Raw genomic sequence first — 13465 nt, forward strand, 5'->3', positions numbered from 1 at the left:
GTGTCGCATTAGGTCATCCGTGGCGCATCACCGGATCGGCTATTCTCTGCCGGGGTCACCGCAATGCCTCCCGTGCGTCGCGGGTCCGCAACGGCGTTGAGCTTCCCATTGACCTGCATTTGGGCGGCTTGAACCCCGCCAAAGTACATGGAATGTCCGGGAAAATAGCGAAGTTTCCAGCCCTGGACGGCCTCAATCCTTAGCCTATTTTCCAGCGCAATGGCGGGAACGCCCTCAAACTGCTCTATATGGATCCTTGGATGGTCGATGGCCTCTTCCAGCGACATATGGAGATGAATATAGTTACTTAAGACCTGCGCGATCGCCGTGGTGATGCGCGAGGCCCCCGGTGAGCCGATGGCCAAAACCGTGCCGTCGTCGTGACGGGCCACCGTGGGAGCCATATTAGAGGAGAGCCGATCGCCCGGAGACAACTCCTGCAGTCCCTGCGGATGCAGATCCACTTCGCCCAAGGAGTTATTGAGCCAGATTCCTGTATCCGGAACCAGTACCCCGGATCCGTAACCGGCTGAGGCACTAATCGAGCAGGCTAACCCTTCACTATCCACGGTGGAAATATGAATCGTGGAGGGAGACTGAAGCGAGAGATGTCCCTGGCGCGCCAGATCTAGCAGCCTTTGCACCTCGGCAGCGTTATCTATGACCCCATCAAGACATTGGGAACGGTAGTCTAGAACGGCCTGCTGGATCGTGATCCAGGCTTGGATGGCCCCTGTATCCCAGCTCAGAATGGGGGGGCGATCGCGCAGCAGCAGCATGGCGCCTAAGCAGGCTCCGCCAATGGCGGGAGGCGGATTGGTGGCAATTCTCCATGGCCCGCAGCGAATCGTAATGGGAGACCGCGCGATGGCTTCATAGGCGGCTAAATCCGTTGCCGACAGCAGCCCCCCATGGGCTTGAATTTCAGCCGCAATTCGCTGGCCCAGATCGCCCGTATACATGGTGGATGCCCCCTGAACGGCAATTTCCTGCAGGCTCCTTGCCAGTCCGGGAATGTGGACGGTTTCTCCAGCCTGTAAACAACGTCCATCGGGATGATGCAGTGCTGCGTAGCTGGAGGGATGCCAACCGAAAATCGCTTCATGGGTGTGCGCAAGGTACTCTGCGGCCCCGCCTGTTAAGGGAAAGCCTCGGCTGGCCCAGGTTAAGGCGGGCTCCACCACCGTTGCCCAGGGCAGCTGGCCGTATTGCTCGGAGGCCATTCCCAGGCCCTTGAATATTCCAGGTGTGGCGACGGTGCCGTGGCCAACAATATTCCTGATGCCTCCGCCGTAGTTGAACCAAACCTCGGTGGAGCTCTGTCCCAGGGAACCGGGCCTGGCTTCGCGCCCCGGCATTTCAGCATAGGCATCAATCACCACCGGTGCACTCCCCGCAGGCCAGAGGGTAATAAACCCGCTGGCGCCTAGGGCCATCACTCCCAGATCGGTACTCATGGACACTAGGGCAGCGGCTAGGGCTGCATCTACGGCATTGCCACCCTGCGTTGCCATCGCTGCCCCCGCATCAGCAGCAATCTGAGATCCCGCCGCGATCGCCACTCTTACCATAGCTGTTGTTGAAACTTTGGAATTCCGGGTTCTATTATATCGAGTCGGCCGACTCCCGGTGCCATGAACCCCAACTGTGCCGTTGAAAACCGTTCTTCCCGGCGATCGCTCCCTTTTGACCCCGACGTACCCCATCGGTCATGCCGGTAGTCGTTGATGGGACCCGCTAGACCTACGGCAACGATCCTGACCCTTAGATCTATCTTACTGGAGTTGGGGATGCTGTTTGGCAATCACAATCAGGTAATCCTCGGCTCCCAGTAAGGTGTCGTTGGGGGGGTTAGACAACACCTCTGCTTGATGGCCAGGCTGAAGGGCAACGACGGTTGAGTTATAGCGCTCCTTCATGTACACCATCGCATCTAAGAAGGAAGTACCAACCTTTGACTTCGGTACCTGAACCTTATAAAGCTGATTGTCCGACTCGGCGGTGAGCAACTGAGAAATCACGGTGCTAATACCGTGATTGAGCGCGGCTTGAGACATCAACATACTCGTGATTTCACTGCCGACGATAATTTCATTGGCATGAGCGCGACGACAGGTAATGGCGTGGGTTTCGTCCACCAGCTCCACCACCGTATAAACCGCTTGATTTAAGCTCTCCACCGTTAACGTCGAAAGAATGACCTTGGCATCCCGCGCCACATCCTCCAGGCGATCGTCGCCTAAAATTAAGACCGTGGCCGCCTCCTTAATGTTGGCGCGGGTGAGGGTGTCATCATTCACATTGCCCTGGATCAGATAAACCCGCTCCGCCCGACTGGGATTGTGCTCCAAATTCGCAATGATCACAATGGGGGTGAGTTCCGTTTGGGGCGCAAGACGCAGTTCCTTCACGATGGAGGCGGTGCGACCGTTCCATTCGCAAATAATGATGTGATTTCGAAAGCTATAGTCTCCCATGCCCCGATCCTCCTTGAGTCTAAGATTAACCAGTAGGCTAGCCAGGGTGGCGCTGAGAATTGCCAGTAGGCCTACCCCCACCAACATATTGACGGTGGCCACTGTACGTCCCAGGAGTGTGGCGGGTGCAATGTCGCCATAGCCCACCGTGGTTAGGGTCACGATGCTCCACCAGATGCCATCCGCGACGGACAGGTCAGGCTCTACGGCACTTAGGGCGATGGCGCTCACGAAGACCAATCCCAGGATTAACAATGATAGGCGATGAAGATTCTCCCGCTCGATGAAGATCCAGGCGCGTAGCCAAATTTTTCGCAACCTGCTTCTCATGCTTGCGGCAGGCAGGTGCCAGCATTCGTCTGCAGGTTCTCCGCCCTCCGGCTGTGGCAAGACCTCCAAGGTCTCCCCAGGACGGTGACTGCCATGGCCCCTGGCCCCGGACGTATCTTGATGGGGCTTCTCTGGGCGGCGATAAAATTCTTTGGTGAAATATTATTGGGCATGAATCTCTGTGAGTATTTTAGGTGAGTATTTTAGGCGAGTGGTTTAGGTGTGTGTCTTGGGAAGAAATGCGGCCTTGAAGCGGAAAGGCGTGGCGGCTAGAGGGAGAGAGGAACCGGCGATTTTTCCCTAATGTACCAGGGATAGGGCGATCGCCAGGGGCTGGATCTAAAGAAAATCAGTAAATCCTGAGGAAAAACTTTGCAAAAATTTAGGTTCAGGGCGGGGGGGAAAATCAAATTTAAAGATCCCCTTGGTAGACTAAATCATACCCACGGATTGTCCGTGGTTTTTTCCCCATTCCTCAGATCTGGCTCCAGGTTTTTTAAGTAGTCCATTCGTGAAATAGGCCATTCGTGATCACCCGGTGATCGGTGATCGAGTGGTGCTGAAAGAACAGGATGATTAGGGAGAAATATTCATGGATCAGGATATTCTTGCGTACCAACGCGATCGCGCCCTTGACTGGTTGCGCAACGAGATCAAGGCCTCCTCGGAGCCCGACGAACTGGATCAACATTTAGATGCCCTGATTCGCCGCATTGCAGGACTTCAAAATGGCCGCCTGTACGGGTTTGTGCGGCTACCGGAGGCCCAGCAGCGAGAGCCCTCCTCTCTAGAGCCAGCGCAGATTAAAGCCCTGCGAGAGACCTACATTAAGCTGAAGCCAGTGGCCTCCAACTATCTCTACGATCAGGAGAAGGTCTTGGTTCCCAGCGGCACCCGGATTACCGTGGAACATGCGAACCACGACAAGCACCAGCATCTGTGGATTCAGCTGCCAAATCAGCGCCAGGGATTTATCTATGCGCCGCATTGGGAAGTGTCTGAAGTGCTGCGCAATCAGGAGATTAAGCTGGCAGTGCCCTACTACTCTCAACGGGATAACTGGGAAAAGTTCCATGGCCCCGGCGGTCGTCAATGTAACCTGACGGCCCACTGTATGGCGGCGGACTACCTGCTCAAGGGAGACCTTGGGCGTCGGGCCAAGGAAAAGGGCTACCAGGAAGCCGAAGATCTCTACGGAGAAATCCTCTATCGCTACGGAGATACCACCAATCCCCAGGCCCATACTCCTGCCCTCAAGGACCTCGGCATTGAAAGTTACTTTAGCTACACCGGGTCCATCAAGGATTTAATTCTTTGCCTGGATCACGACGTTCCGGTTCCCATGGGGGTTGCCTACAAAGCTAGTGGTCATTACGTTTGTGCCGTGGGCCACAAGGCTGAAGGCGTCTATATTCACGACCCCTTTGGTATCAGGATGGGAATGACCGATAACTACGAAAACAGTTCAGGAGAATATGATTTCGTCACCTGGGAGTGGCTGGAGGCTAAATGGGTCGACCAGGGCAGCGAAGCAGGCTGGATGCGCGTGATGACGGCGGTCAATGGTACCTCCACCGGGGCACCCACGGGGCTCTAAGACCCTTCGCCTCATTGCACCTTCACCGCTTGGCTGAGTTCACAAAGGCTACTAATTCTTATGAAAAAATATGCTCCCTTAGCTCTGCTCGCTGGATTGACCACTGTGCTCGTGGGGCTGCATGTGAGCTGGCTTTGGGGCCTCACGACCCTACTGGGGTTTCTCTGGTTCTCCGTACTGGGCAATCTCACCTTCAATCGCAAGCCCGCTTCCCCCCTGGATCACGACCTGATTCCCGGTGATCCGGCAAACTTAGATAAGCTTTACCAGCGGGCCATTCAATACTGCGACGAGGTGATTAACTATTACGAGGGCGCTCGCTACACCACCAGACGCTACTTTATTGTTTTTCAACTTGCAACGGCTGGTCTGACGGGGCTGACGCCGATCCTGGTTCTCATGACCCGTGCTCAGGATCTGACCCAAAATCTTCCCCAAAACCTCCAAACTGCCCTGAACTGGGCCACAATTATCGTGCCTGGCATTGCTGCAATTCTGGCCACCACCTCGACCCTCTTTAACTTTCAAGAAGAGTGGATTCAGGCTAAGAAAACGGCGGAATCTCTGGAGGCATTGCGTGAGGAGTTTATGATTGGCGTTTCCCCCCACTATCAAATTAGTGCCCTCGACCCCTTGGAAAAACAGCAGCAGCGCAAGCGTGCCCTGGAGAACTTTATTGTCAAAGTCAATGAGCTGCATCTCCAGCAGGTAGATCGATGGGCCTCGCTCCAGCGCCTGGATCAGCAGCATGGTGGAATCTTCCCGCAGAGCGTTCCGGTTACTGCCCTGGAGAACGGTTCCCTGACCGGTCCCCCTGGATTAACCACCGGAGATCGGCTGGGATTACCGGATCGCCACAGTCCCACCTTGTCTCAACGGGAGCGTGAGAGTCGGTCGGGCCTCACGTTCAGGGACCGCGATGAGGATTCCCTGCCCCTGACGCCGCCGAGCTTTTCTGCAGCGCCGCAGTCCCCGCACCTTTCCCCGGAGGAACTCTCCCCGCCTCCGGATCCGCCTCCAGGGGAAGAGGAACCGCCAGCCTGGGGCGAGGAAGACACGATTATGTAATTTCCCCTCTAGAATCCTGGTGTCCGGGGCCAGGAACCATTCCCTCTCCACCGGGGTCATGGGAGAGGGGCGTTCATCTATCACCACCCCTGGCCTGTTTCAGGCCTTGCGCCGATGCCTGGGATCTATTTAGAGATTGGCGTTGTTTTTGGTGTTTAGGCGGATCTTTTGGCGATTTTTGAGGTGTTAGAGCGAGATTGATTAGGTTAACTCTCCCCTTAGACCTATATCTATCGAAAGTTGTCTTTTTTCTACCTTTCCATAAAGATTGCGGTATTGTGAAGTAACTTTTGTGTTGCTGAGAGATTCGCGATGTCCAACTCAGAAACAAATGGTCCCGCTTCTGGACAGCGATCGCGCCGTTTTTTTTCCAAATCTGTTCTGGCTACCGCCGGCACCCTGGGCGCAGCGGCCCTGGCCGGGGGAGGATGGTTTGCCCTCAAGTTTGTCCAGGAGGACCTGGCTCCCACCATTTCTTCTAGCTTAAGTGAGTCTTTAAATCGGCCGGTTCAACTGGGAGATCTGCAAGGGATGAGCTTGACAGGTCTGGAATTTGGTCGATCTGAGATTCCCCCCCATCCCTATCCCGAGGGACGCAGCGGCATCGACTCAGACTCGGTCACTGTGGAGGCGGTGCGGGTGCGGTTTGATCTGTGGAAAACCCTGCTGACTCGCACCCTCAACCTGGACGTCACGCTGGTCGAACCGCAAGTCTATGTGAATCAAACTGAGAATGGACTCTGGCTAGAAACCCAGATCTCCCCGCCGGAGGAGGAGGGGTGGCTGAAGACCCAGCTGGACCGCATTCAGGTGGATCGAGCGGCGGTGACCCTTGAACCCTTTGGGGGATCAGCCCTGCAGTTAGAAAACTTGAATGGGGCCATTACCCTGAGAGACGACAATCAAAAAGTTAATTTTAATCTGACCAGCGCCCTGAACTCTGGCGGACAGGGGCAGGTGCAGGGCCAGTGGCTCCAGCCCAGCCAAACCCTGACCCTCAAGGCAAAGACGAAGGATGTTGCCGTGGTGCCGCTGTTGGGATTTGTGCCCGATCTGCCCCTGACGGTGAGATCTGGGCAGGTCAGCGGGGACTTTGATCTCAAGTATCAGCCCCAAGAACCTCTGCGGCTAAAGGCAAAGGGCCAGATTGACCAGGCCAATGTACAGATCCAAGATCCCCAGATTCAGCTGGCGGCCGAAACGGTGGATGCGGATCTCCAAATCACCTACCGTCCCAATGCCCTGCCTATCCTTGCTGGAACCGCCCAGATTAAGGACGCCAGCGCTGGCGTGCCAGAAGATTTAATCCTCCAAACGGGGCGATCGCGGTTGCAGCGGGTGGATCAGGTGAACGGCATGGTGAAGTTTTTGCCTGATACCCAACGAATGCAGTTTGATCTCAAGGCCAAACTGCCCCAGGGCGGCGTGCTCAACGGCGAGGGTGTGGCCTCCCTAGATTTAGAGGAAACCAATCTGCTCCTGCGCGCCCAAGGGGTGCCAGCGCCGCTGCTAGATCGGGCCTATGCGCTGCCCATTAATGTGCGTGACGGCCGCGTTAACGCCAATCTGCTGATTAAGCTGCGCGAGGAAGATCAGCCCTACCTCAAGGGCTGGGCGCAGCTTCAAAACGTGGATGCAGCTGTTACCCAGATGCCACGGCCCTTTTTCGATGCCACCGGCTTTATTCAGGTAGAAGGGTTAACGGCAAACCTGAACCAGGTCCGCGCCCGCTACGGTCAGATTCCGCTGGTGGCTCGCGGCACCATTGATCCCGATCGCGGCTATGACCTAGCGGTGCGGGTGCCCCCCACGGAAATTAACCAGGCCCTGAGAACGCTGCAGGTGGAGTCCCTTCCCTTTCCCCTGGCCGGGCAGATTGAGGTGCCAAACCTGCGCGTGGGGGGCCGAATTGCTGACCCGGTGCTCACGGGAACGGTGCAAAATCAAGGACGCACGCAGATTGATCGGGTGCCCTTTCAGGCGGTGTCTGCTGATTTTCGCCTCGTGCTGCCCAATCTTCAGGTGCAAAATATTCAGGCGCGGCCCCTGGGCGGCGGCACCATCGCGGGTAATGCTGCCTACCGAATTACGCCGGAGGGCCGCATTAACGCCCTGCTCAGGGCCAGGGATCTTCCTGGAGATGCCATTGCCCAGCGGTATGGCGCGAGCGCTGATCTGCGGGTGGGACCTGTGGCGGCGCAAATTCGGATTGCAGGTCGCCCCACCAATCCCCTCACGACGGTTAATTTTCAAGCGCCCCAGGCCCTCTATGCCACTCGTGGCCAGGTGCTGGTCCAGGGAGGAGAGGCCCAACTGCGCAATGTTATTTCCCAGGTGGCCCAGGGCGAGGTGGTGACCAACGGTCTAATCCGCGATCTGCAGCTGGCGGCCCAGGTTGAACCGCGGGGACTGGTGCTCAGCACCTTCTCGCCGGATCTGCGCGGCCTCCTGAACGGATCGGTGGAGGTGAGGGCTCCCCTGACCGACTTCTCGGCCCGTACCCTGCGGGCCGAGGGGCGCCTGAATTTCTCCGAGGGGATCTCTCTCATTGAAGCGCCGATTGATTCCAGAATTGCCTGGAATGGTCAGCAAATTATCGTTCGCAATGCCTCAGCACCGGGGTTTCGAGCCAGGGGCGTCCTGGGGGCTGATGTGGAAAATCTTCAGATCACCACCCTGGATTTAGGCTTGAGCCTGGAGGATTTTTCCCTGAGTCGCCTGGCGGCCCTAGGTCCGACGGCGGTGGAGTTGGGGGGAACCGCCGATCTCAACGGGCAACTGTCGGGGACCTTGACCTCGCCTCGCCTCCGGGCCAGTTTGGCCGTGGATAACTTAGCCGTGGCTCAGGTTCCCTTTGAAGACCAGATGCGGGGCAGCCTCACCTATCAGCCCACGGGGGTCGATCTGACCCTGGCGGGGAATCGCGATCGCATTCAGGTGGCCCTAGCGGAGGACTTTTTACCCAATCGCTTTTGGGTGAAGCGCGATGACGCGATTGCCCAGGGAGATCGCCGAGGCGACACCCTCGTGGCCAGCGTTGAGCAGTTCCCTCTGCAGCTGTTTAACCTGCGCCCGGCTGCGGACTTTGGGTTTGGCCCGGTGGGGGGCTTAGCCTTTGCAGAGGTCACTGCCAATCTCAACACCTTGGCCACCGCTGGCAGCTTCACCATTCAGCAGCCCAGTCTGGGCACCCTGGTGGGCGATCGCGCCTCCGGGCAGTTTCAATACCGGCAGGGCCTGGCCCGGATCATGGGGGCAGAACTGCAAAAGCGAGACAGTACCTATCGCCTCAGCGCTGACCTGCGGATCGATGAAGATCCCGATGTCCGGGGTACGCTTGCCATAGATCAGGGGCAGGTGGCCGATCTGGTCTATATTGCCCAGGGCTTTGGCAGCTATGGATCTGCCCTGGGGACTGCCCAGGATCTTCAGATCCAACCGGTGGGCGATCCCGATGCGCCCCTACTGATGCAGCTTCAGCGCCTGGCCGAGGTTCAGGAGATCCTGGCCGAAGCAGAGGACCGAGATCAGCAGGCCCCGCCTTCTCTGGCTGAACTCACCGGAATCCTGGAGGGCCAAATAGCCTTTAGCGGCTCAGCCGAAACCGGGGTGGCGGGCAGCTTTGATCTGCTGGGATCTGATTTTCGCTGGGGCCAGTACAGTCTGGACAACGCAGTGGCAAAGGGACGGGTGGCCAACGGGGGCGTGGAGTTTGAACCGCTGCGCCTGGCCAGCGGCGATCGCATCGCTCAGTATACGGGTAGCTTAGGGATTATCGAGCAGTCGGGACGGCTGGTTCTCAGTCAGGTGCCCATTGATCCCCTGAATCAGCTTTTAGATCTGCCTGTGACCGTGACTGGCAATCTCAATGGGGTCGCGGTGGTGGGCGGCAACCTCCTCGATCCCACCCTGTCTGGGGAACTCAGCCTAGCCCAGGGGCAGGTGAGCCAGATGGCGATTAATCAGGCCGAGGCCACCTTTAACTATGAGCAAGCCCGCCTGCTGGTGGAGGGACTGGCCCGACTGGATAATCCAGAGCCGGTGCGCCTGAAGGCAGACATTCCCTATGCCCTACCCTTTGCTGCTAGCTTCCCCAGTAGCGATCAAATTGCCGTTGACATTAGCGTGAAGGATGAGGGCCTGGGTCTGGTGAGCCTGTTTACAGACCAGGTGAACTGGGTTGATGGCGATGGATCCTTAGATATTCAGGTGCGAGGCACTCTGGATCAGCCCCTGCTGAACGGGGCGATCGCCCTGCAGAATACCACCTTAACCACGCCCAATATTGAAGATCCCATTACCGCCGTCAAGGGCACGATCCGCTTTGATCAAAGCCTGGTGAGAATTGCCAGACTGGAGGGGCGTCACGACCAAGGAACGGTCTGGGTGTCTGGCACACTCCCCATTAGCGGTTCCGCCCCGGACACGGCACTGCGGGTTTCCTTGGAGGACCTGGACCTCAAGCTCAAGAATCTTTATGACGGTGAAGTGGAAGGAACCCTCCTGGTCACTGGATCGGTGCTAGAGCCCAACCTGGGCGGCAGCGTCAGGGTACAAAACGGCAAAGTGGTGCTTTCGGAAGTGGCCTCCATGGACAATGGTAATGGAGAGAATGGGGTCTCCCCGGCCGATCCTGGCCGCCCCATTGCCTTTGATCAATTGCAGGTGACGCTGGGCGATCGGGTCCGCATTTCTCAGCCGCCGGTGCTTAGCTTTGTGGCCGCTGGGGACTTAGTGGTGAATGGTGATCTCAGCGATCCGCAACCTGAAGGGACGATCTTTTTCCAGAATGGCACCATTAACTTATTTACCAGTCGTTTTCGCACCGATCCGCGCCGTCAAAATGTGGCCATTTTTGACCCGCGCTACGGCGTTGATCCCTACCTCAACCTGGGGATGCGATCCACGGTCTTTGAAGTGGTGCAAGGACGAACCAGCAAGCTCAGTGACTTTGAAACCGTACCGGCCAGCAGTTTAGGAAGTGTGGAGTCGGTTCGAGTCTATGCCGAGGTGGACGGTCGCGCCAGCGAACTGCAGACCAACTTTCAGGATGTGGTGCAAATTACCAGCGATCCACCCCGATCTGAAGGGGAGATCATTGCCCTGCTGGGGGGCGGTATTAGTGATGAAGTGCAGTCGGGACAGGTGGAAACTGCGGCGCTGAATGTGGCCAGTTCCGCTTTGCTGGGCAATGTCCAGGATCTGCTGGCGGGCGTGTTGGGCAATCGTGCCACGGTGAATGCCTTTCCGGTGCTGTTGCCCAATAAGGACAACGATCGATCGGTTCTGGCCTTTGGCGCAGAGATTAGCTACGATGTGACCGACCGGCTTTCCGTCTCAGCCTTGCAAATCCTGACGGGGATTGAGCAGCCCACGCTCTTTAATCTCAAATATAATTTGACCGATCAGCTCCGGGCCAGAACCTCCATCAGCAGTGATGGAGAAGGGGTGGGTCTGCTGGAATATCGGATGCGGTTTTAGAATCTGGCTCCATCCAAACTGAGGGCAATCTTGGGCAACCTTGCAAAACTGGGATGCACGCCATCCCAACCGACTCAATGGGAGTTAAGCTGAGAACTCTCCTGAAACTCGTCAGCTTATGTTCATGGCGGCTGCTGATCACCTTCATCCTGAGGTTCAACGCTGGATCTATCACCAGGGCTGGACGGGACTGCGTCCCATTCAAGAGCTGGCGATCGCCCCAATCTTAGGGGGGCAGCAGGATTTGATCATTGCTGCCGCGACCGCTGGCGGCAAAACCGAAGCGGCCTTTCTGCCCATTTTCTCCCATCTTCTTAACCATCCTGGGGCCAGTATTCGTGTTCTGGGCCTTAGCCCCCTCAAGGCCCTCATTAACGATCAACATCGTCGGCTACTGGATATGGGGGAATCCATGGGAATTTCGGTAACCGCGTGGCATGGCGATGTTGCCAGCCATCGCAAGCACAGGCTGCTGCAAGATCCCCAGGGGATTGTGATCATTACGCCGGAGTCCTTAGAAGCCCTGATCGCGCGACGGGGACCGGCGCTGGGGCGTCTATTTCAGCGGCTTAACTACATTGTGATTGACGAAATGCATGTTTTCATCGGCTCCGAGCGGGGCCGTCAGCTTCAGTCCTTGATGCACCGGCTAGAGTATTGTTTAGACCGCTCAATTCCGCGCATTGGCCTGAGCGCCACCCTGGGCGATATGGATCTGGCGGCGGAGTTTCTCCGTCCCGGCCATGGCCGACAGGTGCAGGTGATTAACCCCGCGGGACCTGGGGGCCAGCTGCGACTCCAGCTGCGTGGCTATCAGCGATCGCTCTCGGATCAAGCCGCAGTGGAACTGGCAGCCTCCCAAGCCCTGCACTCTGAGGCGAGTGCCGATGATCTGGCAATGGCGCAGCATTTATTCCAGGCGTTGCGGGGGAGTAATAATTTAATCTTTGTCAATGGTCGGGCCCGAGTAGAACAAATGGCAGACCTGCTGCGCCTGTTCTCAGAGCAAGCTCGGGTCCCCAACGAGTTTTATCCCCACCACGGCAGCCTCGCAAAGCACCTGCGGGAGGAGGTGGAAGACCTGTTACGGAGTGACCTGCCCGCTAACGTGGTCTGTACCACCACCCTGGAAATGGGCATTGATGTGGGCGATGTTCAATCCATTGCCCAGGTGGGATCACCCCTGTCCGTGGCCAGTATCCGCCAACGCTTGGGCCGTTCTGGGCGACGGGCGGGAGAACCTGCCATCGCTCGCTTTTACGTGTCGGTGCCGGAGTTGGCTGCCGATATGCCTCCCCAGGAGGCCATCCATCCTGAGCTGGTTCAGACCATTGCTATGATTAACCTGCTGCTGGAACGCTGGTGCGAACCCCCCGTGCCGGAAAAACTCCAGCTGTCCACTCTGATTCAGCAGCTTTTGTCCTTACTGTCCCAATATGAAGGGTTAAAGGCCCAGGATCTCTGGGAAATTCTTGGCGAGACGGGACCCTTTCAGCAAGTTTCTGCTGAACTGTTTCAGGATCTACTGCGCTGCCTGGGTCAGCGGGAAATGATTCAGCAAAGTGGCGATCGCACGCTGTTGCTCAGCCCCAAGGGAGAGCGGATTGTCAACCACTATAGCTTTTACAGCGCCTTTCAAACCCCAGAAGACTATGAACTGGTTCATCTGGGGCGTACACTGGGCACCCTCCCTCAACGGATTCCCCTGGTTCCCCAAATGCGCATTGTCTTTGCCGGACAATCCTGGCAGGTGGAGGCCGTTGACGAAGCCCGAAAAATCATCGAGGTGAGTTCAGCACCCGGAGGACGGGTGCCGCGATTTAGTGGGGGGGGCGGCGGGATTCATAGCCACGTGCGTCAGGCCATGTACCATCTCTACTGTTCGCAGGATCAGCCCCCCTACCTGGACCCCATGGCCCAGCGTCTACTTGCAGAAGCGAGAGAGCAGTTTCGCGCCTTTCACCTCCATCGCACCTCAGTGCTCGGATTTGCATCTCAGTCCCTGATTTTCTGTTGGCAGGGAGATCGGGTGTTGAACACGCTGCTGGTATTGTTGCTGGCCAAGGGGCTAAAGGCTGCGAAGGAGGGCATCGCGATCGCCGTGCGACAATGCGATCCCCCAACCCTGGTGGCCCAACTGGGCCAGTGGGCCGATGAACCCATGAGTGCCCCGCTGGATCTGGCGCGATCGGTCAAGAATAAACGTCTGGATAAGTACGATTATCTGCTCAGTGAGGACCTGCTCTGTCATAACTATGCCCTGAGCGAATTTGATGTGCCGCTGACCTGGCAAACGCTTCGCGATCTCTCCTCCCAGGATCTCCCCTAGGGCTACGTTCGCGCTGTTGGTTTGCGAGCGAGTTTGGCGGTTGGGGTAAGGGGGCGAGATTGTCCGTGGGCTGCGGTTGCGCAGATCAACGGACCGCAGAGGGGATGACCCAGCGAGGGGAATGTCGGGATCGCTCTATGTTGCCAGGATGGAGACTTTTGAGGAAAGCTGGGGATTTTATGG

At 57.3% G+C, this 13465-nt stretch carries 6 protein-coding genes; 4 read left to right on the plus strand and 2 right to left on the minus strand.

Translation table 11 applies throughout. The annotated features are described in order from the left end of the window. Positions 1-8: 8 nt before the first annotated feature. Together QQ91_RS02230 and QQ91_RS02235 are read right to left on the minus strand one after the other, a co-directional pair. On the minus strand, positions 9-1571 hold the full coding sequence (locus QQ91_RS02230; RefSeq protein WP_166279476.1) for a gamma-glutamyltransferase: 1563 nt from the start codon (positions 1569-1571) through the stop codon (positions 9-11). Positions 1572-1775: 204 nt separating this feature from the next. Continuing rightward, positions 1776-2795: a potassium channel family protein gene (locus QQ91_RS02235; protein WP_201277282.1), complete on the minus strand. Its 1020-nt coding sequence runs from the start codon at positions 2793-2795 to the stop codon at positions 1776-1778. 604 nt (positions 2796-3399) lie between these two features. Between QQ91_RS02235 and QQ91_RS02240 the strand changes: the two genes are divergently transcribed. The 4 genes from QQ91_RS02240 to QQ91_RS02255 all read left to right on the plus strand — a co-directional run bounded on the left by QQ91_RS02240 (position 3400) and on the right by QQ91_RS02255 (position 13282). After that, positions 3400-4404, plus strand: coding sequence for a C39 family peptidase (locus tag QQ91_RS02240; RefSeq protein WP_166279482.1), 1005 nt, complete (start codon positions 3400-3402; stop codon positions 4402-4404). A 60-nt stretch (positions 4405-4464) separates the two neighbouring features. Beyond that, entirely contained in the window at positions 4465-5472 is a 1008-nt protein-coding gene (locus QQ91_RS02245) for a DUF4231 domain-containing protein (protein ID WP_166279485.1), read from the plus strand. A gap of 312 nt (positions 5473-5784) precedes the next feature. Continuing rightward, positions 5785-10953 carry a translocation/assembly module TamB domain-containing protein gene (locus QQ91_RS02250; protein ID WP_166279488.1) on the plus strand — a complete coding sequence of 1723 codons (5169 nt, stop codon included), beginning with the start codon at positions 5785-5787 and terminating at the stop codon, positions 10951-10953. Positions 10954-11077: 124 nt separating this feature from the next. Next, a complete protein-coding gene (locus QQ91_RS02255; RefSeq protein ID WP_236096040.1) occupies positions 11078-13282 on the plus strand; it encodes a DEAD/DEAH box helicase in 2205 nt (734 codons plus the stop codon). The last annotated feature ends 183 nt before the right edge of the window (positions 13283-13465 follow it).

It is taken from the genome of Lyngbya confervoides BDU141951, from assembly GCF_000817775.3.
Lineage (GTDB): Bacteria > Cyanobacteriota > Cyanobacteriia > Thermosynechococcales > Thermosynechococcaceae > Lyngbya > Lyngbya confervoides.

Bases quoted from the DNA above. Each gene is read 5' to 3' on its own strand.
- QQ91_RS02230 (WP_166279476.1), bottom strand. From the start codon at position 1,571: ATGGTAAGAGTGGCGATCGCGGCGGGATCTCAGATTGCTGCTGATGCG.
- QQ91_RS02240 (WP_166279482.1), top strand. From the start codon at position 3,400: ATGGATCAGGATATTCTTGCGTACCAACGCGATCGCGCCCTTGACTGG.
- QQ91_RS02245 (WP_166279485.1), top strand. From the start codon at position 4,465: ATGAAAAAATATGCTCCCTTAGCTCTGCTCGCTGGATTGACCACTGTG.
- QQ91_RS02250 (WP_166279488.1), top strand. From the start codon at position 5,785: ATGTCCAACTCAGAAACAAATGGTCCCGCTTCTGGACAGCGATCGCGC.
- QQ91_RS02255 (WP_236096040.1), top strand. From the start codon at position 11,078: ATGGCGGCTGCTGATCACCTTCATCCTGAGGTTCAACGCTGGATCTAT.